This is a genomic window from Jejubacter calystegiae (assembly GCF_005671395.1).
GTDB classification, from domain to species: Bacteria; Pseudomonadota; Gammaproteobacteria; order Enterobacterales; family Enterobacteriaceae; genus Jejubacter; species Jejubacter calystegiae.
The window spans coordinates 2,937,601-2,962,449 of the sequence record NZ_CP040428.1 but is presented as its reverse complement, the minus strand read 5'-3'; the positions used below and the strand labels follow the sequence as shown (position 1 = coordinate 2,962,449).

24 protein-coding genes and 5 tRNA genes are annotated in these 24,849 nt (G+C 54.8%); 1 reads left to right on the top strand and 28 read right to left on the bottom strand.

All coding sequences use genetic code 11. The annotated features are described in order from the left end of the window. Positions 1-212: 212 nt before the first annotated feature. The 28 genes from FEM41_RS13545 to sdhC all read right to left on the bottom strand — a co-directional run bounded on the left by FEM41_RS13545 (position 213) and on the right by sdhC (position 22,911). Complete coding sequence (locus FEM41_RS13545; protein ID WP_241666497.1) at positions 213-551, bottom strand: hypothetical protein; 339 nt, start codon at positions 549-551, stop codon at positions 213-215. 10 nt (positions 552-561) lie between these two features. Further along, positions 562-807: a pyocin gene (locus FEM41_RS13540; RefSeq protein ID WP_241666643.1), complete on the bottom strand. Its 246-nt coding sequence runs from the start codon at positions 805-807 to the stop codon at positions 562-564. Between the two features lie 102 nt (positions 808-909). Beyond that, on the bottom strand, positions 910-1,182 hold the full coding sequence (locus FEM41_RS13535) for a hypothetical protein (RefSeq protein ID WP_138096465.1): 273 nt from the start codon (positions 1,180-1,182) through the stop codon (positions 910-912). Beyond that, positions 1,179-2,633, bottom strand: a complete 1,455-nt coding sequence (locus tag FEM41_RS24905; RefSeq protein ID WP_241666496.1) for an S-type pyocin domain-containing protein — start codon at positions 2,631-2,633, stop codon at positions 1,179-1,181. The genes FEM41_RS13535 and FEM41_RS24905 overlap by 4 nt, the downstream gene beginning before the upstream one ends. Positions 2,634-3,112: 479 nt before the next feature. After that, positions 3,113-3,188, bottom strand: a tRNA-Lys gene (locus tag FEM41_RS13525). Between the two features lie 27 nt (positions 3,189-3,215). Next, positions 3,216-3,291, bottom strand: a tRNA-Lys gene (locus FEM41_RS13520). Between the two features lie 26 nt (positions 3,292-3,317). After that, a tRNA-Lys gene (locus tag FEM41_RS13515) sits at positions 3,318-3,393 on the bottom strand. A 4-nt stretch (positions 3,394-3,397) separates the two neighbouring features. After that, positions 3,398-3,473 (bottom strand) — tRNA-Val (locus FEM41_RS13510). Between the two features lie 27 nt (positions 3,474-3,500). Continuing rightward, positions 3,501-3,576 (bottom strand) — tRNA-Lys (locus FEM41_RS13505). A 162-nt stretch (positions 3,577-3,738) separates the two neighbouring features. Then, a complete protein-coding gene (gene cpoB / locus FEM41_RS13500; RefSeq protein WP_138096464.1) occupies positions 3,739-4,539 on the bottom strand; it encodes a cell division protein CpoB in 801 nt (266 codons plus the stop codon). A 9-nt stretch (positions 4,540-4,548) separates the two neighbouring features. Further along, complete coding sequence (pal, locus tag FEM41_RS13495; protein WP_138096463.1) at positions 4,549-5,079, bottom strand: peptidoglycan-associated lipoprotein Pal; 531 nt, start codon at positions 5,077-5,079, stop codon at positions 4,549-4,551. A gap of 30 nt (positions 5,080-5,109) precedes the next feature. After that, positions 5,110-6,402, bottom strand: coding sequence for a Tol-Pal system beta propeller repeat protein TolB (gene tolB / locus FEM41_RS13490; RefSeq protein ID WP_138096462.1), 1,293 nt, complete (start codon positions 6,400-6,402; stop codon positions 5,110-5,112). Between the two features lie 218 nt (positions 6,403-6,620). Continuing rightward, entirely contained in the window at positions 6,621-7,727 is a 1,107-nt protein-coding gene (gene tolA / locus FEM41_RS13485; RefSeq protein ID WP_138096461.1) for a cell envelope integrity protein TolA, read from the bottom strand. A 40-nt stretch (positions 7,728-7,767) separates the two neighbouring features. Further along, the gene (gene tolR / locus FEM41_RS13480; protein WP_138096460.1) at positions 7,768-8,196 is read right to left on the bottom strand and encodes a colicin uptake protein TolR; all 429 of its coding nucleotides are present in this window, start codon (positions 8,194-8,196) and stop codon (positions 7,768-7,770) included. 3 nt (positions 8,197-8,199) lie between these two features. Then, a complete protein-coding gene (gene tolQ / locus FEM41_RS13475; protein WP_138096459.1) occupies positions 8,200-8,892 on the bottom strand; it encodes a Tol-Pal system protein TolQ in 693 nt (230 codons plus the stop codon). Further along, positions 8,889-9,293 (bottom strand): tol-pal system-associated acyl-CoA thioesterase, encoded by a 405-nt coding sequence (gene ybgC, locus FEM41_RS13470; protein WP_138096458.1) that lies wholly within the window; start codon positions 9,291-9,293, stop codon positions 8,889-8,891. Before ybgC ends, tolQ begins: the two co-directional genes overlap by 4 nt. A gap of 133 nt (positions 9,294-9,426) precedes the next feature. Continuing rightward, positions 9,427-9,687 carry a cyd operon protein YbgE gene (ybgE, locus tag FEM41_RS13465; protein WP_241666642.1) on the bottom strand — a complete coding sequence of 87 codons (261 nt, stop codon included), beginning with the start codon at positions 9,685-9,687 and terminating at the stop codon, positions 9,427-9,429. 32 nt (positions 9,688-9,719) lie between these two features. Beyond that, the gene (cydX, locus tag FEM41_RS13460; RefSeq protein WP_138096457.1) at positions 9,720-9,833 is read right to left on the bottom strand and encodes a cytochrome bd-I oxidase subunit CydX; all 114 of its coding nucleotides are present in this window, start codon (positions 9,831-9,833) and stop codon (positions 9,720-9,722) included. Positions 9,834-9,847: 14 nt separating this feature from the next. Further along, a complete protein-coding gene (gene cydB, locus FEM41_RS13455) occupies positions 9,848-10,987 on the bottom strand; it encodes a cytochrome d ubiquinol oxidase subunit II (RefSeq protein ID WP_138096456.1) in 1,140 nt (379 codons plus the stop codon). A gap of 15 nt (positions 10,988-11,002) precedes the next feature. Beyond that, positions 11,003-12,571 carry a cytochrome ubiquinol oxidase subunit I gene (gene cydA / locus FEM41_RS13450; protein WP_138096455.1) on the bottom strand — a complete coding sequence of 523 codons (1,569 nt, stop codon included), beginning with the start codon at positions 12,569-12,571 and terminating at the stop codon, positions 11,003-11,005. A gap of 742 nt (positions 12,572-13,313) precedes the next feature. Continuing rightward, positions 13,314-14,186 (bottom strand): succinate--CoA ligase subunit alpha, encoded by an 873-nt coding sequence (sucD, locus tag FEM41_RS13445; protein ID WP_138096454.1) that lies wholly within the window; start codon positions 14,184-14,186, stop codon positions 13,314-13,316. Beyond that, the gene (sucC, locus tag FEM41_RS13440) at positions 14,186-15,352 is read right to left on the bottom strand and encodes an ADP-forming succinate--CoA ligase subunit beta (protein WP_138096453.1); all 1,167 of its coding nucleotides are present in this window, start codon (positions 15,350-15,352) and stop codon (positions 14,186-14,188) included. The genes sucD and sucC overlap by 1 nt, the downstream gene beginning before the upstream one ends. A gap of 94 nt (positions 15,353-15,446) precedes the next feature. Continuing rightward, the gene (gene odhB / locus FEM41_RS13435) at positions 15,447-16,661 is read right to left on the bottom strand and encodes a 2-oxoglutarate dehydrogenase complex dihydrolipoyllysine-residue succinyltransferase (RefSeq protein ID WP_138096452.1); all 1,215 of its coding nucleotides are present in this window, start codon (positions 16,659-16,661) and stop codon (positions 15,447-15,449) included. 15 nt (positions 16,662-16,676) lie between these two features. Beyond that, positions 16,677-19,490: a 2-oxoglutarate dehydrogenase E1 component gene (sucA, locus tag FEM41_RS13430; protein ID WP_138096451.1), complete on the bottom strand. Its 2,814-nt coding sequence runs from the start codon at positions 19,488-19,490 to the stop codon at positions 16,677-16,679. 191 nt (positions 19,491-19,681) lie between these two features. Further along, on the bottom strand, positions 19,682-20,398 hold the full coding sequence (locus FEM41_RS13425; protein ID WP_138096450.1) for a succinate dehydrogenase iron-sulfur subunit: 717 nt from the start codon (positions 20,396-20,398) through the stop codon (positions 19,682-19,684). 16 nt (positions 20,399-20,414) lie between these two features. Further along, positions 20,415-22,181 carry a succinate dehydrogenase flavoprotein subunit gene (gene sdhA / locus FEM41_RS13420; RefSeq protein ID WP_138096449.1) on the bottom strand — a complete coding sequence of 589 codons (1,767 nt, stop codon included), beginning with the start codon at positions 22,179-22,181 and terminating at the stop codon, positions 20,415-20,417. After that, the gene (gene sdhD / locus FEM41_RS13415) at positions 22,181-22,528 is read right to left on the bottom strand and encodes a succinate dehydrogenase membrane anchor subunit (protein ID WP_138096448.1); all 348 of its coding nucleotides are present in this window, start codon (positions 22,526-22,528) and stop codon (positions 22,181-22,183) included. Before sdhD ends, sdhA begins: the two co-directional genes overlap by 1 nt. Beyond that, positions 22,522-22,911, bottom strand: a complete 390-nt coding sequence (sdhC, locus tag FEM41_RS13410) for a succinate dehydrogenase cytochrome b556 subunit (RefSeq protein ID WP_138096447.1) — start codon at positions 22,909-22,911, stop codon at positions 22,522-22,524. The genes sdhD and sdhC overlap by 7 nt, the downstream gene beginning before the upstream one ends. 649 nt (positions 22,912-23,560) lie before the next feature. Here sdhC and FEM41_RS13405 point away from each other — a divergent pair. Next, complete coding sequence (locus FEM41_RS13405) at positions 23,561-24,841, top strand: citrate synthase (RefSeq protein ID WP_138096446.1); 1,281 nt, start codon at positions 23,561-23,563, stop codon at positions 24,839-24,841. Positions 24,842-24,849: the final 8 nt, after the last annotated feature.

Genomic DNA, 24,849 nt, shown 5'->3' with positions numbered 1-24,849 from the left:
CCAGTGCTGCTGTATGAGTATTATTCCACGTAGTACCATCAACATCAGGTGATACTCCATCAGGATCCCTGGCGCCCGATAACGCTACAGCCCTCTGATTTTATGGATATAAAATCGTTTATCTGTTAGCTCTCCTTGCAAAATTTTCTCCAGACGCGTAATCATCACCTTATTCACATCCGACTCAGCAAATCGTTCGGTATGTACCAGAATTAATAAAATAAGGTAAGCAAAGCCAACTTTCCGGTTGGCTTTGCAAGTGTGATATTAGCTGATTCCGTATTTTTCTCAGTTACAAATTTAGGTTCTTTCCAGTTGGGACCTTTTTTATAGCTTTTCCCACCAAGAACACTACCATTATCCTCCAACTTTTTTGTCTCATGAATTAGCTTGATGTTATAAGATCTATATTTTTCATCGGCCTTATGTCTGCCAAAAAATCGGTCGATTGACGGATAGGACATGCCATCTTCTCTCCGGCTGACCAAAAACAAAATAACATCCGCCATATCTTCATTCTTAACCATTGCATCAAAATCAATCATTGACATACCTCAATATCTATTCCTGAAAAATCAAAGCTTCAGGCGTATACAAAAGCTTTTCATCAGAGCTCAACTGATAATCTTCCAGTGTCGCCGTATGAGTGTTATTCCATACTTCAGCTCGATTTTCTGGAAGAACACCATCCTTGATTCCAAGATTCCTGTAACGCTCCAGCTCTCTGATTTCATGGGTATAAAATCGTTTATCCGTATCGGTGGGCTGTAGCTCACCTTGCAAAATTTTCTCCAGACGGGCAATCATCACTTTGTTCGCATCCGACTCAGCAAATCGCCTGATATGTACCAGAATTAATAAAATAAGGTAAGCAAAGCCAACCTTCCGATTGGCTTTGAAAGTGTAATATTAGCTGATTCCGTATTTTTTCTCGGTCACGAATTTAGGTTCTTTCCAGTTGGGACCTTTTATTACCAGCATTTTATTTCCAAAATTGACAACCCCATCTCTGAGCATTTCGTCAAAGACTTTCGATAGTTCACCATTGCTAACAACATTAAATCGGTAACGAACAAAAAAATTATCCAACTGCGGATAACCAATCCCTTTTGTACAGCCAGCAAAGAAGGACACCACATCGTAAACTCTTTCTTTCTCAATCATAGCCTTAAAATCAATCATAGCTCTTCCCTTTTTGCTTGTTCCTCTGCCGCTTTTATAGCATCAGAAGAGTATAAAGGCTTATTTCGCTCATCTATTTTATAGTCTTCCAGAGTAGCGGAATGCGTATTGTTCCATATAGCTTTTTGTTCTTGAAAATTTTTGGGAACTGTACCGTCTTTTATGCCAAGGTTGCGATAACGCTCCAGCTCCCTGATTTCATGGGTATAAAATCGTTTATCCGTATCGGTGGGCTGTAGCTCACCTTGCAAAATTTTCTCCAGACGGGCAATCATCACCTTGTTCGCATCCGACTCAGCAAATCGTCCGGTATGCAGCTTCACCTTGTCCACCCCTTTCCGGTCAATACGGGCGCTCCTCCAGTCAAGATCCAGAATCGGGCCACCGCATTTTTTAGAATTATACTCCCGTCCGCTATATTTACCGACCGTATCCGTTTCCCCGTAGATATTACTGATAACGACATATACCGGCTCTATCCCGGTCCCTTTCGCATCCAGTCGCCAGTAAACAAAGTCAAACCAGCGTTGAGGATATGGCCACGGAGATGGCAATATAACCACGGGTTTCAGGACCTTAATCTCACTGCCGGTATGTACCGGCGTTACCGGCAACGGGCCGGTATTTCCGGTATGGGTTGTTCCCGATGGCGCAGGAACAGGATTAATTAATATCGTCCTGGGCGGCGTTGCCCCGACAGCCGGCAATGTAATGATATCCAGCCCGGTCGCTTCATCGCGCACGGGAGTGAGTACCGGTACTGTGCCGGGTATCCCTTCCCCCGTTTTGATGAGTTTCAGGCTCAGCTGGCCCTCTTCATAGCTGAGCGCAGCGCGAACAGGCAGCTCCACGCTGGTTGCCCCCTCTTCGAATTGAATCCCACTCTCAGAAAAGTTGTGGCCACTCATGGAGAGCATGGCATCGTAATCCCGCCCCGGCACCCGGTCGCTCCCTTCGCCTACTGGCGGCGAATAAAAAATAGAGGTTAATACCACGCCTCCAGCCAGCGCACTGGCTAATTCGGCAACTGCGCTGCGAATTCCCGCTGTCAAAGCCAGTTCGGCCGCACCGCTCAGTGTCATCGCTCCCGCTCCGGCCCATGAGAGCTGGGGTCCTCCCGGATTTCGCTCCGCGACAAGGGCGCCAGAGCCCGCCATCGCGTCATTTGCCGCCTGAGCCTGTTCAGCGCTATATAACGGCGCAGGTAACAGGCCGAGTATGGCAAGCGTACCGGCAATCTTTTCAAGCGTGCTGGCATTACACATCGCAATCCCTTTGCCATCAGCCCTGTCCATGACCCATGTCCAGCCTAAAGCGTTAAGCTTTTTCAGATAGCAATATTTTTTCTGAGATCTAAACAGGAACCTCCCGTCACCAAGATATTTGTATAACGGTTCCTGGCCCGGTAGCTGGCTTCTTTCAGCGCTCCCTTTTTCATTTTTATTCTCCAAAATAGCTCTCCTTGTTGAAAAAACTAACAACGGCCAGACTCCCTTTTTGGTCATCTGAAGACTTTGCGGCTATTTATAAAAAAAATAAAAATGAGCGTTTTAAAGAAATTCCAGGAAGTAATGATACGGGTGATAAGCTAACCTGGCGGGGACATTCCCTTCTGGCGCGGATCGGTATCCTCACGATAAGCTCATGACCTGATAAACGCTGCGCGGAGTAATGCCTTCTACCTTCTGGTATATGGGAAGGCCACACGGCCCCCTGGAGGCAATCTCAGGCGTTTTCATAGCGTGGCCAGATGGATTCCGGCATAACCGAACGGCGAAAAGGGAAGACAGGAAGATAGCCGTGAGTCTAATGCCCAGGCAGACACCAGGCTCACACGGAAACAGCAAGACGAAAAAAAGCCGCACCCTGATGACCAGGGTGCGGCTTTTCCACTTCCCCGGATGCCCTCAGGCGTCCCGGAAAGATATATTGGTGGGTCGTGCAGGGCTCGAACCTGCGACCAATTGATTAAAAGTCAACTGCTCTACCAACTGAGCTAACGACCCGCAAAGGGGGGTACGCATTTTTCGAAGTGGTGGGTCGTGCAGGGCTCGAACCTGCGACCAATTGATTAAAAGTCAACTGCTCTACCAACTGAGCTAACGACCCGCAAGGGGTATTACGCATCTTCGAAATGGTGGGTCGTGCAGGGCTCGAACCTGCGACCAATTGATTAAAAGTCAACTGCTCTACCAACTGAGCTAACGACCCGAAGTGGTGGGTGATGACGGGATCGAACCGCCGACCCCCTCCTTGTAAGGGAGGTGCTCTCCCGGCTGAGCTAATCACCCACTGCGTACTGCTACCAGATTTTAAAGTGGTGGGTCGTGCAGGGCTCGAACCTGCGACCAATTGATTAAAAGTCAACTGCTCTACCAACTGAGCTAACGACCCACTTTTCGTCACTACGGGTTAATCACTTAACCCCGGCAACGGCGGCATATATTACTGATTTAAGACGCTGACGCAACCTTAATTTTGGCAACCAACGTCTGACCGCTCAGGATTCACACGCCACGCGCAGAAAACCAGCATATTCAGGCTATGCCGCGCCCATCAGAGCGCGGAAAGTTTCTTTTGCGCCTGGGTAGCGGCGCTGGTGCCCGGATACTTGCTGATAACCTGCTGATAAACGGCCTTCGCTTTATCCTTGTCGCCTTTCTCCTGCATGATAGTCCCTACTTTGTAAAACGCATCAGGCGCTTTAGGAGACTTAGGATAGCTCTTCACCACCAGAGCGAAGTAGTGTACCGCGCTGTCCTTCTGTCCCTTGTTGTAGTAGAGCTGACCCAGCCAGTAGTTAGCGTTGGGCTGATAGGTGGAGTCAGGGTACTTTTTCACAAAGTTCTGGAATGCCGCAACCGCCTCATCGCTACGCTTTGCCTGTACCAGCGCAAAGGCGGCATTATAGTCGCTGTTGGCATCACCGCCCTGAACCGCCTTTCCCGCATTACCGGTCTCCTGGGAAGCCGCACCCGCTGCTGCGCCCTGCGCTGGCGCATCGCTTTGAGCCCCTGCGTTTCCCTGCTGCTGTCCGGCATTACCACCGTTCAGGCTCTCTATCTGCAGCAGAATCTGCTTCTGGCGTTCGACAACCTGGTTGAGCTGGTACTGGTTTTCCTGGATCTGACCGCGCAGCTGAGCGATATCCGTCTGGTTATCGGCAGCCTGCTGCTGGAGTTGAGTTAATAGCTGGCTGTGCGCATTGCTGATGCGCTCGAGTTGGGTGACCCGGTCTTCGACCGAGCCGGAACCGACGTTACTGATTGACGCCTGGGCATGAGCGGCCCCCAGAGGGGCCGCTACGCCAACCAGCAACGACAGAGCCATCAGAGATTGTCTGAAGTTACTGCTCATGCCGTTCTCTTAGTAGACCAGTACCGCACGACGGTTTTTAGCGTAAGCCGCTTCGTCGTGACCCAGTACTGCGGGTTTCTCTTTACCGTAGGAGACAATGGCTATCTGGTCGGCAGACACGCCTTTACCCTGCAGGTACATTTTCACCGCGTTCGCGCGGCGCTCGCCCAGGGCGATGTTATATTCCGGCGTACCACGCTCGTCCGCATGACCTTCGATGGTCACTTTGTAAGAGGGGTTGTTACGCAGGAAGGTCGCATGGGCGTCCAGCATCTGCTGGAACTCAGAGTTAACGTCAAAGCTGTCGTAGCCGAAGTAAACGATGTTGTTCTGCTGCAGCTGCTGCATCTGCAGACGCGCCTGCTCGTCGGCAGACATGTTGCCGTTGCCGCCGTTGGCGCCGGTCATTCCGCTGCCTGCGCCCATCATGCCGCCAGCACCGCTCTGATCGTTGTCGGCGCTCTTATTGGAGCTACAGGCAGCAATCGCCATCACAGGCAGCGCCAGCATCAGCCCTTTCAGCACTTTGTTCAGTTGCATTTTCTTATCCTTAACTCATCACAATTGTTATCAGAGATACGGCGACCAGGCAGGAGATTTGACCTGCCCATCAGTAGCCGGTAGACGCGCTTTGAAACGCCCGTCTGTTGAAACCAGGTTCAGCACGGAGCCCATCCCCTGGGAAGAGCTATAGATAACCATTGTGCCGTTCGGTGCCAGACTTGGCGTCTCATCCAGGAACGTGGAGCTCAGCGTTTGTACGCCCCCCGTCGCCAGATCCTGTTTGGCGATGTTCTGCTTGCCGTTGTTGGAGCTGACCATAACCATAGATTTACCGTCGCCGCTGACGTCCGCATCCTGATTCTGGGCACCTTCCCAGGTCAGACGCTGCGCCGCGCCGCCGTTAATATTCATTTTATACACCTGAGGGCGACCCGCCTGATCGGAGGTAAAGGCCAGGTTCTGGCTGTCCGGGAACCATGTCGGCTCGGTGTTGTTGCTGCGACCATTAGTCACCTGACGCATCTGGCCAGAAGCCAGGTCCATCACGTACAGCTGCAGACTCCCCGTTTTAGAGAGCGCAAAGGCCAGCTTACTGCCATCCGGCGAGAAGGCCGGAGCCCCGTTATGACGCGGGAAGGACGCTATCTGACGCACGTTGCCGTTAGACAGCGTCTGCACCACCAGCGCAGAGCGACCGCTTTCGAAGGTCACATAGGCCAGCTTGCTGCCATCCGGCGACCAGGCCGGCGACATCAGCGGCTGAGCGGAGCGATGCACCACAAACTGGTTATAGCCGTCATAGTCGGAGACCCGCAGTTCGTAAGGGAACTGACCGCCGTTGGTCTGTACCACGTAAGCGATACGGGTGCGGAACGCCCCTTTAATGCCGGTGAGCTTTTCAAAGACCTCATCGCTGGCGGTGTGCGCCGCATAACGCAGCCACTGCTTATTCACCTTATATGAGTTCTGAGCCAGTACCGTGCCCGGGGAGCCGCCGGTATCTACCAACTGATACGCAACGGTGTAGCCGCCATCCGGATTCGGTGTAACCTGCCCGACCACCACGGCATCAATACCCAGCGCGGACCAGGCCTGAGGCTGAACTTCCTGAGCAGAGCCCGGCTGCTGCGGCAGACGCGCGCGCTCCAGCGGATTAAATTTACCGCTGTTACGTAGATCCGCTGCCACGATCTCGCCGATGTCTTCCGGCGCGGCGCCCTGGCCGGCCCACTTAAATGGCGCAACGCCGATAGGACGCGCGGAGTCCACCCCCTGGGTGATCTCAATTCGAACTTCCGCGTGCAGGACGGCTGCCCACAGCATCAGAAAACTTAATGCGACTCGTAATGCCTGCTTCATCTTATCTCCCTTATCCGGGCCAGAAACCCACGATAATTTAGCAGAAGGTTAACAAACCGGTGTAGTGATAACGCTCAAATCCTGCGCTTTATCAGAAGGCGACGACCGACGACAGCGTTCTGCTGATGTCGGATCTGGCGCATCCCCGAAGCCCTGCCCCGGGGATGCGCATCTGTCGCCACCTGAATTATGCAGGATGATATCCGCTTGCGCTGTCCTCAGGGCTTAAAGTCCAGCGGCGCGTTTTTAAATACCTCATAAACGGCCTGACTGGGTGGCTTAGGCATATGCGCCTGACGCGCCGCCGCTACGGCTGCACGGCACAACGCAGGATCGCCCCCCTCGGACTGCACATCCAGTAACAGCCCGTCTGGCGCCAGCTTCACGCGCAGCGTACAGGTCTTGCCGGCATACGAAGAGGCATCGTAAAACTTGCTCTCGATCGCTGACTTGATCTGCGCTGCATAGCTGTTGATCTCCGCGCCCGATGCGCCGTTATGCTTATTATTCCCCTGCCCGGCCGGCGCAGCATTATTTCCCTGCGCGCCGCCGCCGGTTTTCGGCGCATTCTTACTCGAGCTCAAATCGCCCAGTAGATCGTCCACGCCCTGCGCCGACGCGGCTTTTTCAGCAGCGGCTTTCTTCTCGGCGGCGGCCTTCGCTTTTTCCGCTGCGGCCTTCTTCGCGGCAGCGGCTTTTTCAGCCGCGGCTTTTTCGGCGGCGGCTTTCTTCGCTGCTTCCTGCTCGGCCTTACGTTCGGCTTCCTGCTGGGCTTTCTTCGCCGCCTCTTCCTGCGCCTTTTTCTGGGCCGCAGCCGCTTTTGCAGCTTCTTCTTCAGCCTGTTTCTTCGCTTTAGCCGCAGCCGCCTTCGCTTCTGCCTCGGCTTTCGCCTTTGCAGCGGCGGCGGCCTCTTCGGCCTGCTGTTTTTGCTGTTCAGCGCGCTTCGCCGCTTCCTCAGTCTCTTTCTGCTGCTCGCGGGCCTTTTCCTGCGCCTCCAGCCGCTCTTTCTCCAGCTGTTTCAGACGCGCCTGTTCAGCGGCCTGCTTTTGGCGCAGCTCTTCCGCCTGCTGCTGAGCCTGCTTTTCACGCTGCTCGCGAGCGCGGCGGGCGCTTGCCTGCTGCTGCTGTTCACGATTGTACTGCTGTACCACGGCACCGGGATCGACCATCACGGCATCGATAGCCCCTCCGCCGCCGCCTGCGGACTCATCGATATGTTCATCGAATGAACTCCAGATCAGCAGCGCAATCAGCAGAATATGCAGCACCACTGAAACGATAATCGCCCGCTTCAGCTTCGCATTTTCTTCGCTTGCCTTTGACACTCCAGGTTCCCCAAAACTGTTCGGTTAAGACAGCCGCTCATCAGATAGGCTGGGTCATTAACCCGACGGACTTAACACCTGCCTGATGCAGCAGATTCAAGGCCTTAATCACTTCGTCGTAAGGCACCTCTTTGGCGCCGCCAATCAGGAAGACCGTCTTCGGGTTTTCCTGCAGACGACGCTGCGCTTCCGCCGCCACCTGCTCTGAAGGCAGCTGATCCATACGATCTTTACCTACGACAATGCTGTATTGCCCGACGCCCGCCACCTCGACGATCACCGGCGGTTCGTCCTGGGTGCTGACTGTTTTCGAGTCGGTCGCATCCGGCAGATCCACCTCAACGCTCTGGGTGATGATCGGCGCCGTTGCCATAAAGATCAGTAACAGCACCAGCAATACATCCAGAAGTGGAACGATATTGATTTCAGACTTCAGCTCGCGCCGACGCCGTCCACGTATTCTGGCCATGGTTTACCCCTTGCTGCTTTCGCTGGTACTGAAAGCCTGACGGTGCAGGATGGCGGTGAACTCCTCCATAAAGTTGTCATAATTCAGTTCCAGCTTGTTCACCCGCTGGTTGAGACGGTTGTACGCCATCACGGCCGGGATCGCGGCGAACAAACCGATCGCGGTCGCGATCAGCGCTTCGGCGATACCCGGCGCCACCATCTGCAGGGTGGCCTGCTTCACGGCCCCCAGGGCGATAAAGGCATGCATAATCCCCCATACGGTACCAAACAGACCGATATATGGGCTGATAGAGCCTACGGTGCCAAGGAACGGAATATGGGTTTCCAGATTTTCCAGTTCACGGTTCATGGAGATACGCATGGCGCGCGACGCCCCTTCCACGACCGCTTCTGGCGCGTGGCTGTTGGCGCGATGCAGACGAGCGAACTCTTTAAAGCCGGAATAAAAAATCTGTTCGGAGCCCGCAAGATTGTCACGGCGCCCCTGGCTTTCCTGATAGAGCCGTGAAAGCTCAATACCGGACCAGAATTTGTCTTCAAAGGCTTCAGCTTCACGCGCCGCCGAATTCAGGATACGGGTGCGCTGGATAATGATTGCCCAGGAGGCAATGGAAAAACCAATCAAAATCAACATGATGAGTTTGACCAGCAGACTTGCTTTCAGAAACAAGTCGATGATATTCATGTCAGTCACTGCTTAAACTCCGCGACGATAGACTTGGGAAGCGCTCGGGGCTTCATAGTGGTTGGATCAACGCAAACGATCAGGACCTCAGCTTCATTCAGGGTTTTGCCGTCGGCGTTAACAATTTTCTGTGAGAATACGAGCGATGTGCCGCGCATGGAAACGATGTGGGTCTGAATCTCCAGCATATCGTCCAGTCGGGCGGGAGCCAGGTACTCCAGGTTCATTCTGCGCACAACAAAAGCCACCTGCTCTTCCAACAGCACCTGCTGACTAAAGTGGTGGTGGCGCAACATCTCGGTACGCGCTCGTTCATAAAAGGCAACGTAACTGGCATGGTAAACCATGCCACCGGCATCGGTGTCTTCGTAATAGACACGAACCGGCCATCGAAATAGCTCAACGTTCACTTTACATCCCGGTAATGCCAATAAACGTAGCTACTATACGCAAGCGGAACAGGGTTGGGAATGGGGGGAAGCCTGGGAAGCGTAAATATATTTATGGGCTGGTTACAGCCCATAAATGCGGCCTGAGGCCGCTTCACGAAAAGAAAAACGCAATGCCGATTAACAGCACGGGAAGTGCGATTATTGGACAAAAAACGCCCTTCCAGAGCGCCTTTTTCGGACGAAACCCTACTCCATGGATCACACCAGCACAGACGGCCCACATAAGCCCAAAGCCGTGCCAGATGGAAAGCGCACTGGTCTTCGCGGCAAACCGGGAAGGATCCCAGAAAATACAGCCTGCCAGAACCAGCGCCAGAAGCAGGGAAAGGGCCCGTAACGGGCCCCTGTCCATTATCGCGTAAAGTCGGGTAACGGCTGACTCAATCACGATTTTTCTTTAACGTCTTTTGAAGACTCGGCCTGCTCAATGGCCAGTGCGGTGACGATCCCAAAGGCACAGGCCAGCAGCGTCCCCAGAATCCATGCAAAATACCACATGCTTAACTCCTTACTCAGTACAGAGAGTTGCTGTTGCTTTCAATATGCTCTTTGGTGATGCGGCCGAACATCTTCCAGTAACACCAGCTGGTGTACAGCAGAATAATCGGGACAAACACGATAGCAACATAGGTCATCAGGTTCAGCGTCAGCTGGCTGGAAGTGGCATCCCACATTGTCAGGCTGGCGTTCATCATAATGCTGGACGGCATAATGAACGGGAACATGGCGATACCCGCGGTCAGAATTACACAGGCCAGCGTCAGAGAAGAGAACAGGAAGGCCCAGGCCCCTTTCTCCATGCGCGAGCACAGCACGGTCAACAGCGGCAGCACCACGCCCAGCGCCGGGATAGCCCACAGCGCAGGCATATTCTGGAAGTTCACCAGCCAGGCGCCGGCTTCGCGAGCCACTTCTTTGGTCAGCGGGTTAGAAGCCGCATGGGTATCGATGGTCGAGTTCACCACGTAACCGTCGATACCATAGACCACCCACACGCCTGCCAGGATGAAGCAGACCATCATCACCAGCGCGGTTACCTGCGCAGTCGTACGGGCGCGCAGGTGCAGCTCACCGGTGGTACGCATCTGCAGGTAGGTCGCCCCCTGAGTCAGGATCATTGCCACGCTGATAACGCCAGCTAACAGACCAAACGGATTCAGCAACTGGAAGAAGTTACCGGTGTAAGTCAGACGCAGGTATTCATCCACGCTGAAAGGCACGCCCTGCAGCAGGTTACCGAAGGCCACGCCAATCACCAGCGGCGGCACAAAGCTACCGATAAAGATGCCCCAGTCCCACATGTTGCGCCAGCCGTTGTCTTCAATCTTAGAACGGTAGTCAAAACCGACCGGACGGAAGAACAGAGAGGCCAGAACCAGAATCATCGCGACATAGAACCCGGAGAAGGCTGCGGCATAAACCATCGGCCAGGCGGCGAACAGCGCCCCCCCGGCGGTGATCAGCCATACCTGGTTACCATCCCAGTGCGGCGCGATGCTGTTAATCATCACGCGGCGCTCGGTATCGCTACGCCCCAGGAAACGGGTCAGCATGCCGACCCCCATGTCGAATCCATCGGTGACCGCAAAACCAATCAGCAGAATGCCGATCAGCAGCCACCAGATAAAACGTAATACTTCATAATCGATCATTTCTCGACTCCTGTCTTATCGTGCCGGCTGAGAGGCAGCGCTGGACTGTTCAAAGTGATAGCGTCCGGTTTTCAGGCTGCTCGGCCCAAGACGCGCAAATTTGAACATCAGGAACAGTTCAGCCACCAGGAACAGCGTATAGAGGCCGCAGATCAGCACCATGGAGAAGATCAGGTCGCCCGCGCTCAGGGTTGAGTGGGCCACCGCCGTCGGCAGTACCTCACCTATCGCCCAGGGTTGACGACCGTATTCCGCGACAAACCAGCCGGCTTCTACCGCTATCCAGGGCAGCGGCAGACCATAAAACGCGGCACGCAGTACCCATTTTTTCTCGCCCACGCGGTTACGCAGTACCGTCCAGAACGAGGCGGCAATGATTATCAGCAGCAGGAAGCCACAGGCCACCATGATACGGAAGGCGAAGTAGAGCGGCAGTACGCTGGGAATAGAGTCTTTGGTCGCCATCTGAATCTGCTCTTCCGTCGCGTCACTGACGTTTTCGGTATAGCGTTTCAGCAGCAGGCCGTAGCCCAGATCGTTTTTCACGGCGTTAAAGCGATCGCGCACGCCCTGGTCGGTAGAGCCGGCACGCAGCTCTTCCAGCAGCTTGTAGGCAGTCATCCCGTTACGGATACGTCCTTCATGCTGCTCCATCAGATCTTTCAGGCCAGTGACCTGCTTATCCACGGAGCGAGTAGCAATCAGGCCCAGCGCGTAAGGAATCTGAATCTGGAAGCGGTTTTCCTGCTTTTCCTGATCGGGGATGCCGAACAGTGTGAAGGCCGCTGGCGCAGGTTGAGTTTCCCATTCGGCTTCAATAGCAGCCAGTTTAGTCTTCTGCACGTCGCCCATTTCGTAACCAGATTCATCACCCAGCACGATAACCGACAGCACCGCAGCCATACCGAAGCTGGCGGCAATGGCGAAGGAGCGTTTAGCAAAAGCGAAATCGCGCCCTTTCAGCATGTACCAGGCGCTGATAGCCAGGACGAACATGGCGCCAGTGACATAGCCAGATGCAACGGTGTGAACGAATTTCACCTGTGCAACCGGGTTCAGCACCAGCTCGGAGAAGCTGACCATCTCCATGCGCATGGTTTCGAAGTTGAAGTCAGAGGCGATGGGGTTCTGCATCCAGCCGTTGGCGACCAGGATCCAGAGAGCGGAAAGGTTGGAGCCCAGCGCAACCAGCCAGGTGACCGCCATGTGCTGCACCTTGCCCAGCCGATCCCAGCCAAAGAAGAACAGCCCCACAAAAGTGGACTCAAGGAAGAAGGCCATCAGACCTTCGATTGCCAGCGGAGCGCCAAAGATGTCGCCCACATAGTGAGAGTAGTAGGACCAGTTGGTTCCGAACTGGAACTCCATGGTCAGACCGGTTGCAACCCCCAGAGCGAAGTTAATCCCGAATAACTTGCCCCAGAACTTGGTCATATCTTTATAGATTTGTTTGCCGGTCAGCACGTAGACCGTTTCCATGATGGCCAACAGGAACGCCATACCCAGCGTCAGCGGCACAAACAGGAAGTGGTACATCGCGGTCAAGGCAAACTGTAAGCGCGACAGTTCGACTATATCAAACATCTTGACTCCTTGCTCTTCGCATGAAGACTCCGAACGCAGCACACCGGATAGCCGGTACGCCACAACGCATGCCCCAATGGAAATACATTCGCTCCCTAACCCAAGGCGTCATCCATAGTGAAAAGGATAAGCGCCAGGAGAAAGTTTACAAATACGTTAAAAAAAATACCAAATAGATCCGCAATATATTACGCCGCAAAAACCTTACGATAAATAGGTTTTTGCTGGTAGAAATTTGCATTTCTCGACGGTGATCAATATATAGCGAATTTAACCGATAAGAGCCAGTTTGATCTGGCGCAAATACGACGTTTTTTTACTCCTTTGCAACGCCTTGTGTATTGATTTAGCGCAAATTATTTCACCACTGTTAACGCAAAACACATTTTTAATCCATGCGGTAAAATGAGTGTTAAATTTATGTTTCTTCGATACTGCGTTTCGGTTTCTGGAAATATCTGTAGAGCGCACGGAATGGGTTTATTTAACCTGAATTGCGGATTCACTTATTCGTGGATAATCATGAAAATTATAACGACTATCACAGTAATTTTTCTTTTTACTTCTCCTGATGTTTATTTATAACAATAAGCATACCTTTTGGCTTCATTTTCAATAACAAGCCATTAGCAAAACTCGGCTTTGTCCCCTCCCCTGTTGCGATCTTACCGGTCAGCAGCCATAAAAAAGGCCACCCAGAGGTGGCCAACCATGTCGAATTTTATCTTATTAGTAGAATAAATTACTGCGGTAGTACGGTTTTCAGCGCTTCGCCGATATCTGCCAGGCTACGAACAGTCTTCACGCCTGCGGCTTCCAGCGCGGCGAATTTCTCGTCAGCGGTACCTTTACCACCGGCGATGATCGCGCCCGCATGGCCCATGCGCTTGCCTTTTGGCGCGGTAACGCCAGCAATGTAGGCCACAACCGGTTTAGTGACGTTCTCTTTGATGTAAGCAGCGGCTTCTTCTTCCGCGCTGCCGCCGATCTCACCGATCATCACAATCGCTTCGGTCTGCGGATCGTCCTGGAACATTTTGAGAATATCGATAAAGCTGGAGCCCGGAATCGGATCGCCGCCGATACCGACGCAGGTAGACTGACCGAAGCCGTAGTCGGTGGTCTGCTTAACCGCTTCATAGGTCAGGGTACCGGAGCGGGAAACGATGCCCACTTTACCCGGCTGATGGATGTGGCCCGGCTGGATACCGATCTTGCACTCGCCCGGCGTGATAACGCCAGGGCAGTTCGGACCAATCATCCGTACGCCAGCTTCGTCCAGTTTTACCTTCACGGTCAGCATATCCAGAGTCGGAATACCTTCGGTGATGGTGATAATCAGTTTAATACCTGCATCAATGGCTTCCAGGATGGAATCTTTGCAGAACGGAGCCGGAACATAGATAACGGACGCGGTGGCGCCAGTCTGCTCTACCGCCTCACGCACAGTGTTAAACACCGGCAGGCCCAGATGGGTGGTGCCGCCTTTGCCCGGCGTTACGCCGCCGACCATCTGAGTACCGTATGCGATCGCCTGTTCGGAGTGGAAGGTACCCTGACTGCCGGTGAAGCCCTGGCAGATCACTTTGGTGTTTTTATCGATCAAAATGGACATTATTTCCCCTCCACAGCAGCGACAACCTGCTGCGCCGCATCGGTAAGACTGGTTGCTGCAATGATGTTCAGACCGCTTTCGGCCAGCTTCTGGGCGCCCAGGTCGGCATTGTTGCCTTCCAGACGTACTACAACCGGTACGCTCACGCCCACTTCGGCAACGGCGCCGATGATGCCGTCGGCGATCAGATCGCAACGGACGATACCGCCGAAGATGTTCACCAGAACGGCCTTCACATTGTCGTCAGACAGGATGATCTTAAAGGCTTCGGTAACGCGCTCTTTGGTCGCGCCGCCGCCGACATCGAGGAAGTTAGCCGGCTGACCGCCGTGCAGTTTCACGATGTCCATGGTGCCCATCGCCAGACCGGCGCCGTTTACCATGCAGCCGATGTTGCCATCCAGCGCCACGTAGTTCAGCTCCCACTGAGCCGCACGCGCTTCACGCTCGTCTTCCTGGCTCGGGTCATGCATTTCACGCAGTTCCGGCTGGCGGAACAGCGCATTGCTGTCAACGCCCAGTTTGCCATCAAGGCAGATCAGATCGCCCTGGGTGGTGATCACCAGCGGGTTGATCTCAACCAGCGCCAGATCGCGCTCCAGGAACAGCGTCGCCAGGCCCATGAAGATCTTGCTGAACTGCTGAACCTGCTTGCCTTCCAGACCCAGTTTAAAAGCCAGTTCGCGGCCCTGGTAAGGCATCGGACCGGTTAACGGATCCAGCGCCACTTTATGGATCAGGTGCGGCGTCTCTTCCGCCACTTTTTCGATCTCCACACCGCCTTCGGTAGAGGCCATAAAGACCACGCGACGGCTGCTGCGATCGACAACGGCGCCCAGGTACAGCTCTTTATCGATATCGGTCGCGCCTTCAACCAGGATCTGGTTAACCGGCTGGCCGTTAGCATCGGTCTGGTAGGTGACCAGATTTTTGCCCAGCCACTGCTCGGCAAAATTGCGAATATCTTCTTTGCTGTTAACCACTTTTACGCCGCCCGCTTTACCGCGACCGCCGGCGTGTACCTGACATTTAACGACCCACGGACCGGCACCAATTTTGGACGCCGCCTCTTCCGCTTCGCGCGGAGTGGTACAGGCATAACCCACCGGAGCCGGCAAGCCATACCGGGCAAACAGCTGTTTCGCCTGATATTCGTGTAAGTTCATGTGTTCTATCCATTAAGGCTAAGGAGCATTAGCGCTCGGAGTACTGAATACCGCCCCGTTCGCGGGGCGGCCTGTTACGGCGGGCGTCTTGCCCTTATACGTCCAGCAGCAGACGCGTCGGATCTTCCAGCATCTCTTTAATTGCGACCAGGAAGCCTACGGATTCACGGCCATCGATCTGACGGTGATCGTAGGAGAGCGCCAGATACATCATCGGCAGGATTTCGACCTGGCCGTTGACCGCCATCGGGCGTTCTTTAATGGCATGCATGCCCAGAATCGCGCTCTGAGGCGGGTTGATGATCGGCGTGGACATCAGGGAGCCGAATACCCCACCATTGGTGATGGTGAAGTTACCACCGGTCAGTTCGTCCACGGTCAGCTTGCCGTCACGCCCTTTCACCGCCAGCTCTTTAATGCGTTTTTCGATATCGGCCATGCCCAGCAGATCGACATCTTTCAGCACCGGCGTCACCAGACCACGCGGAGTGGAAACAGCGATGCTGACGTCAAAGTAGTTGTGGTAAACCACGTCTTCGCCGTCGATGGAAGCATTCACTTCCGGGTAACGCTTCAGCGCTTCCACTACTGCCTTAATATAGAAGGACATAAAGCCCAGACGCACGCCGTGACGCTTCTCGAAGACTTCGCCGTACTGCTTACGCAGGGTCATGATCGGCTTCATGTTCACTTCGTTGAAGGTGGTCAGCATCGCGGTGGAGTTTTTGGCTTCCAGCAGACGTTCGGCCACGCGCTTACGCAGGCGAGTCATCGGCACGCGCTTCTCGGAGCGGTTACCCAGCTGCGGCTGTGCGGCCGGCTGTTCTGCGGCCGCTTTGCTGCCGCCGGACTGCTGGGCCAGGTGCTTCTCGACATCTTCTTTGGTCAGACGACCGCCAACACCGCTCCCTTTAATGGCTGCGGCATCCAGGCTGTGCTCCGACAGCAGACGGCGAACCGCCGGGCTGAGCGCATCGTTGCTCTGCTCTTCCAGAGAGGCAGAGTGACGCTGAGCCGGGGTGGACTCTTTGGTGTCCGCTTTGGCGTTGCTCTCTTTACCGCCGCTGTCGCCTTCACGCAGGCGTCCCAGCGCCTGACGAGAGGTGACGGTCGCCCCCTCTTCTTCCAGGATGGCTTCCAGCACCCCGTCGGAAACGGCAGGCACTTCCAGCACGACTTTGTCGGTTTCAATTTCTACCAGCACTTCATCACGCTGGACGCTGTCCCCCGGCTGCTTGTGCCAGGTCGCCACGGTGGCGTCGGCAACAGACTCAGGAAGATCGGGAACAAGAATATCTACGCTACTCATTATTTATCCTTTGAATTAATCGACGTTCAGCGCGTCGTTGACCAGATCCTGTTGTTGTTTCTGGTGAACTGACATATATCCAACCGCAGGCGATGCCGATGCGGGGCGACCTGCATAACGCAGCGTGGCCTGTGACGGAATCGCTTCACGGAAGTGGTGTTGGCTACAGTACCAGGCGCCCTGGTTAAGCGGCTCTTCCTGACACCAGACAAAATCGCGTACGTGGGCGAACGGCTTCAGTACTTCCTGCACCACCTGGTGCGGGAACGGATAGAGCTGTTCGATGCGCACGATGGCAACATCTTTCTGATCGTTCTTGCGGCGCTGTTCCAGCAGGTCGTAATAGACCTTCCCGGAACAGAAGACAACGCGCTTAACGGCCTTCGGATCCAGCTCGTCAATTTCACCGATAGCCGGCTGGAAGGTGCCGTTGGCCAGCTCATCCAGGCTCGAAATCGCCAGCGGATGACGCAGCAGAGACTTGGGCGACATCACCACCAGCGGGCGGCGCATACCGCGCAGCGCCTGACGACGCAGCATGTGGTAGACCTGAGCCGGAGTGGAAGGCACGCAGACCTGCATGTTCTGCTCGGCGCAGAGCTGCAGATAGCGCTCCAGGCGAGCGGAGGAGTGTTCCGGCCCCTGACCTTCATAGCCGTGAGGCAGCAGCATCACCAGGCCACACATCCGGCCCCATTTCTGCTCGCCGGAGCTGATGAACTGGTCGATCACCACCTGGGCGCCGTTGGCGAAGTCGCCGAACTGGGCTTCCCAGATAGTCAGGGTGCGGGGCTCTGCGGTGGCATAGCCATATTCAAAGGCCAGAACCGCCTCTTCCGACAGCACCGAATCCCACACTTTGAAGTCACCCTGGCCGTTGTGAACGTGGGCCAGCGGGGTCCAGGTGGAGCCGTTAGTCTGATTGTGAATGACCGCATGACGGTGGAAGAAGGTCCCGCGACCGGAATCTTCACCGGAGATACGTACCGGAATGCCTTCATCCACCAGGGTGGCGTAGGCCAGGTTTTCCGCGGCGCCCCAGTCGAACGGCTTATCGCCGTTGGCCATGGACTGACGGTCGTTGTAGATTTTCGCTACCCGCGACTGCATCGCGATGGTGTCCGGCACGCTGCTGATGCGCTTAGCCAGCTCCTGCAAACGCTTCATCTCTACTTTGCTCGGGTAGTTTTCGTCCCACTCATGGTTCAGATACGGGGACCAGGTGAAGGAGTGCATATTCATCGGACGCCACTCGTCCACCACGCATTCGCCAGCATCCAGCTTATCGCGGTAAACGTTGACCATTTCGGTGGCATCTTCCAGGGTGGCGATCTTCTGCTGCTCCAGACGATCGGCGTAGATCTTACGCGGCGTCGGGTGCTTTTTGATCTTTTGATACATCAGCGGCTGAGTCGCGCTCGGCTCATCGGCTTCGTTATGGCCGTGGCGGCGATAGCAGACCAGATCGATAAAGACGTCACGCTTAAAGGTGTTACGGAAATCCAGCGCCAGACGCGTCACGAAGGCGACCGCTTCCGGATCGTCAGCATTGACGTGGAAAATCGGCGCCTGAACCATCTTACCGATGTCGGTGCAGTACGGGGTGGAGCGCGCATCTTCAGGATTCGAGGTGGTAAAGCCCACCTGGTTGTTAATCACAATGCGTACCGTGCCGCCCACTTCATAACCGCGAGCCTTGGACATGTTCAGGGTCTCCTGAACCACGCCCTGACCGGTCACGGCCGCGTCGCCGTGGATGGTGATCGGCAGTACCTGATTGATGCCAGGCTGGTCCAGACGATCCAGACGCGCACGAACCGAACCAATCACCACCGGGCTGACGATCTCCAGGTGCGAGGGGTTAAAGGCCAGCGCCAGGTGAACCAGGCCGCCTTCGGTCTCGACGTCGGAAGAGAAGCCCATATGGTACTTCACGTCACCGGTGCCGAGATGCTCTTTATGCTTGCCGGCAAACTCATCGAACAGATCCTGGGGCTTTTTACCCAGCACGTTGACCAGCACGTTCAGACGACCGCGGTGCGCCATGCCCAGCACCACTTCACGGGTGCCGCTCTTGCCTGCGTGACGAATCATATCCTTCAGCATCGGCACCAGGGCATCGCCCCCTTCCAGCGAGAAGCGCTTGGCTCCCGGGAATTTGGCGCCGAGGTAGCGCTCAAGGCCTTCGGCGGCAGTCAGTTCGCTCAGGAAAAGTTTCTTCTCTTCTTCGCTAAAGTTCGGCTGCCCGACCACCGACTCGATACGCTGCTGAATCCAGCGCTTCTCTTCGGTGTTGGTGATATGCATATACTCAGCGCCGATAGAGCCGCAGTAGGTCTGCTGCAGGGCTTCTATCAGATCGCCAAGCTTCATGGTCTCTTTGCCGATGGCAAAGGAGCCTACGTTAAAGCTTTCCTGGAAATCGGCGTCCGTGAGGTTGTGGAAAGCGGGGTCCAGATCCGGCACCTTGTCCTGTTTCCACAGGCCGAGCGGGTCAAGGTTCGCCTGCTGATGGCCGCGGAAACGGTATGCGTTGATCAGCTGGAGAACCTTGACCTGCCTGGCGCCGGTATCGGGATCGGTAATCGAGGTGGAGGAGGTATAACGTGAGGCATCCTTCGCCAGACGACGGAAATAATCACGTGTTTTTGAATGAAATTGATCCGGTTTGGTTCCGCTGCCGGGAAGCTGCTGGAACATGGTACGCCATGCGACGTCCACTGAGTCAGGATCGGTTAAGTAGTCTTCATAGAGTTGCTCTATGTAGGACTGATTTGCGCCCGCCAGCCAGGAGGAGTCCAGCCAGGGCTTCATCGCGCCTTTCTGCATCGTGATCCCTTAAGCAATATTTTGCTTATTTCGCCGTGGATAACTACTACGCGCGCTCTCACACGCGTGACCCGCGATCCCTCTCTGCGAGCTTGAAACCTGGCTCGCGAAGGAACCTTTAAAAACTGTCTACGTGGCAGTTTTTAAAGGCTTCCTGAACTACCGGGGGCACTAGCCCCCGGTAGAAACCGTCAAGCGCTGCGCTGTAACAACATGGACTTAATATGGCCAATGGCACGCGTCGGGTTCAGTCCCTTAGGACATACGCTGACGCAGTTCATAATGCTGTGACAGCGGAATACGCTGAAAGCATCGCTCAGTCCTTCCAGACGGTTATCGGTTTCCGTATCGCGGCTGTCGATCAGGAAGCGATACGCGGCCAACAGGCCTGCCGGGCCGATAAATTTGTCCGGATTCCACCAGAAAGACGGACAGGAGGTCGAGCAGCAGGCGCACAAAATGCACTCATACAACCCATCCAGTTTTTCACGCTGATCGGGGCTCTGTAAATGCTCTCTGGCAGGTGGATTTGTTCCATTATTCAACAAGTAAGGCTTAATCTTCTCATATTGAGCGTAGAACTGCCCCATGTCTACCACCAGATCCCGAATAACCGGCAATCCAGGTAGCGGTCGGATCACAATTTTCTGTTTTCCATTGCCCAGCGCCGAAATTGGCGTGATACAGGCCAGACCATTCTTACCATTCATGTTCACGCCATCGGAGCCGCAGACCCCTTCACGGCAGGAACGACGGAATGACAGGGTCGGATCCTTCTCTTTCAGCTGAATTAGCGCATCCAGCAGCATCATGTCGCGCCCTTCTTCCGCCTCAAGAGTGAACTCCTGCATACGCGGCGCATCGTCAACGTCCGGGTTGTAACGATAGATAGAAAATTCGAGTTTCATCACCTTGCCTCCGCGATTAATAGGTACGTATTTTCGGCGGGAATGCCGGACGCAGTTTGGGTTCCATGTTGACCTTACGGCGCGTCATGGTCTCATTCTGCGGCTGGTACAAGGAGTGACACAGCCAGTTTTCATCATCGCGATCCGGATAGTCGAAGCGGCTATGGGCGCCGCGGCTCTCGGTACGGAAGTTGGCCGAATGTGCGGTGGCGTAAGCCGTTTCCATCAGGTTATCCAGCTCCAGGCACTCCATGCGCTGGGTGTTAAATTCGCTGGAGGTATCATCCAGACGGGCATTTTTCAGACGCTCGCGAATCTCTTTAAGCTCGGCCAGCCCTTTAGCCATCGCATCCCCTTCGCGGAACACCGAGAAGTTATGCTGCATGCAGGCCTGCAGCGCCTTACGGATCTGAACCGGATCCTCACCGCTGCGGGTGCTGTTCCAGCGGTTAAGACGTTCCAGCGAACCTTCCACGTCGGAGTCGCTGGCGTCGCGCAGGGCGCCCTGCTCTTCAATGGATTCGTGCAGATGCACGCCCGCAGCACGACCGAAGACCACCAGGTCAAGCAGCGAGTTACCGCCCAGGCGGTTAGCACCGTGGACCGATACGCAGGCAATTTCACCTACGGCGAACAGACCAGGAATCACCACGTCTTCGCCCTTCTCGTTCACCGTCAACGCCTGGCCGGTGACTTTGGTCGGAATACCGCCCATCATGTAGTGGCAGGTTGGGATAACCGGAATCGGCTCTTTAACAGGGTCAACGTGGGCGAAGGTACGGGACAGCTCCAGGATACCCGGCAGGCGGGATTCAAGAACCTCTTTACCCAGGTGGTCGAGTTTCAGTTTGGCGTGCGGGCCCCACGGACCATCGCAGCCGCGACCTTCGCGGATTTCGATCATGATGGAGCGCGCCACCACGTCACGACCCGCCAGGTCTTTCGCATTGGGTGCGTAACGCTCCATAAAGCGTTCGCCGTGCTTGTTCAGCAGGTAGCCGCCTTCGCCGCGGCAGCCTTCGGTCACCAGAACACCGGCGCCGGCAATGCCCGTTGGGTGGAACTGCCACATTTCCATATCCTGAACCGGTACCCCGGCGCGGATAGCCATGCCCACGCCGTCGCCCGTATTGATATGCGCGTTGGTGGTGGACTGATAGATACGACCTGCGCCGCCGGTAGCCAGTACGGTGGCGCGGGCTTTAAAGTAAACCACTTCGCCGGTTTCCAGGCACAGAGCGGTACAGCCTACGACAGCACCGTCCTGGTTCTTGACCAGATCCAGGGCATACCATTCGGAGAAGATGGTGGTGTGATTCTTCAGGTTCTGCTGATACAGGGTATGCAGCAACGCATGGCCGGTACGGTCAGCGGCCGCCGCGGTACGGGCCGCCTGCTCACCGCCGAAGTCTTTCGACTGGCCGCCGAACGGGCGCTGGTAGATGCGTCCATCATCCAGGCGTGAAAACGGCAGTCCCATATGTTCGAGCTCCAGAATCGCTTCCGGGCCGGTCTTACACATATATTCAATGGCGTCCTGGTCACCGATATAGTCGGAGCCTTTTACCGTGTCGTACATGTGCCACTCCCAGTTATCTTCATGGGAGTTACCAAGGGCGACGGTGATGCCCCCCTGGGCGGAAACAGTATGGGAACGGGTAGGAAACACTTTCGACAGCAGGGCGCAGGTCTGCCCGCTTTGCGAAATCTGTAGCGCCGCGCGCATACCTGCGCCGCCTGCGCCAATAACAACAGCATCAAACTCTCTGACTGGCAATTTCATCACACACCCCACACCACAACGAATCCATAAATGACGTAAACCAGCAGCGCCACAACGATGGCCAGCTGCAGCACCAGACGCAGTGCCACGGGTTTAACGTAGTCGGTCAGTACCTGCCACATGCCAATCCAGGCATGGATCAATACCGAGAACAGCGCCAGAAGAGTAAAGACTTTGGTGAATCCGCTGCCGAAGAAGGCGGTCCAGGATTCCCAGGTCAGCTCACCGCTGGTGGCGAAGAAACCGATCATGTAGATGATGTAAAGGGCGATTACGATGGCGGTAGCACGTACCAGCAAAAAGTCATGTACCCCATTGCGACCCAATGCGGAAGCGTTGCTTACCATACGAGGACTCCTGCAAGAATTGAAAGCACGACGGTGATGATGAAGGAGACTCGCGCGGAGCTAACGCCCGCTTCCAGGGTCTCTTCCAGCCAGCCAAAATCCATCAGCATGTGGCGGATACCAACGACAACGTGGTAAGCCAGTGCGGTGAGGATGCCCCACATAATGAACTTGACGATGAAGCTATCCATGATTGAGGAGGCAACCAGGAAGCCTTCGGGCGAGGATAGCGACAACCCCAACAACCAGAGCAGGATACCGACGGCCACAAAGGTGATCACGCCGGAAACGCGGTGGAGGATGGAGGCTATAGCCGTTACGGGAAACCGGATCGTAGTCAGATCCAGATTAACAGGTCTTTGTTTTTTCACGGTTTTGCCCACATGCTGTTCTTATTGTTTCCTATCCTCCGGATTTCTGCAGGCGGGTCAGACAGCGCTCATTTTCTATAACTCTGCGTCATGCAAAACAACTGCGTCCAGATGTTAAATCGACGGGTTACTACGCTGGGTGGCTCGGGATAGCAGAGTGTTCCGGAGACCTGGCGGCAGTATAGGCCGTTCACATTATCATTACAATTAACACACATAATCTTTGGCACGTTTTGCCCCGAACAGTGATCTGCATCACGATTTTAACAATAACTTAAATTCACATCATCTAATTTGACAAATATTAAACAATATTGTTACATCCATGTGTGAGAAAGGCCGTATAATTCGTAAAAGTTATGGAGCCACTCTTTCACACGCATACAAGTTATGTAACAGTGTTCGCTATTGACCGAAGTCATCTGGCCCGGTATTAGTGGTACCAGGTATTAAGTATATGAATTGCTAACACACTGATTTATTGTAGTTTCATCTGTACCCTATGGTTGCCCGCTAGCCTCCTGGTGCTCTGTCCCCTGGTTTCCTCCACCGATACAGAGCTGCGCACCACACAACAAACTGGCAACATGTAAAATAGCTGTATGAAACCGAAATCAGACGCCGGCAGTTCTGTCAAAATAAGGCGCTAAGGAGACCGCAAATGGCTGATAAGAAAGCTACCCTCACCTATAATGGTGAAGCTGTTGAGCTGGACGTGCTACAAGGCACGCTCGGTCAGGATGTTATTGACGTCCGTACCATTGGTTCCAAAGGTGTATTCACTTTTGATCCCGGCTTTACCTCCACCGCATCCTGCGAATCCAAAATCACTTTTATCGACGGCGATGAAGGCATTCTTCTGCATCGCGGCTACCCGATCGACCAACTGGCGACCGAATCCAACTACCTGGAAGTGTGCTACATCCTGCTTTACGGCGAAAAACCGACCCAGGCAGAGTATGACGAGTTTAAAACCATCGTCACCCGTCACACTATGATTCACGAGCAGATCACCCGTCTGTTCCACGGCTTCCGCCGTGACTCTCACCCAATGGCGGTGATGTGCGGCGTCACCGGAGCGCTGGCGGCCTTCTATCACGATGCCATGGACGTAAATATTCCGCGCCATCGTGAAATCGCCGCGTTCCGACTACTATCTAAAATGCCGACCATGGCCGCGATGTGTTACAAGTACTCCATCGGCCAACCCTTTGTTTATCCCCGTAATGACCTCTCCTACGCCGGCAACTTCCTCCACATGATGTTCTCCACTCCCTGTGAAGAGTACAAGGTGAATCCGGTACTGGAGCGCGCCATGGACAGGATCCTGATCCTGCATGCGGATCACGAGCAGAACGCCTCGACCTCGACGGTGCGTACCGCAGGCTCTTCCGGCGCGAACCCCTTTGCCTGTATCGCGGCGGGTATCGCCTCGCTGTGGGGACCGGCGCACGGCGGCGCCAACGAAGCCTGTCTGAAGATGCTGGAAGAGATCAACTCCAAAGAGCACATTCCGGAATTCGTACGCCGCGCCAAGGACAAAAACGACTCCTTCCGTCTGATGGGCTTTGGTCACCGGGTATATAAAAACTACGACCCACGCGCCACCGTGATGCGTGAAACCTGCCACGAAGTGCTCAACGAACTGGGCATGAAGGACGACCTGCTGGAAGTCGCCATGGAGCTGGAGCACATTGCGCTGAACGACCCCTACTTCATCGAGCGTAAGCTGTACCCCAACGTCGACTTCTACTCCGGTATCATCCTGAAGGCGATGGGCATCCCTTCTTCCATGTTCACCGTTATCTTCGCCATGGCACGTACCATCGGCTGGATCGCGCACTGGAGCGAGATGCACGACGACGGCATCAAAATCGCTCGTCCTCGCCAGCTGTACACCGGCTACCAGAGCCGCGACTTTAAATCCGACATCAAGCGATAATCTGACGT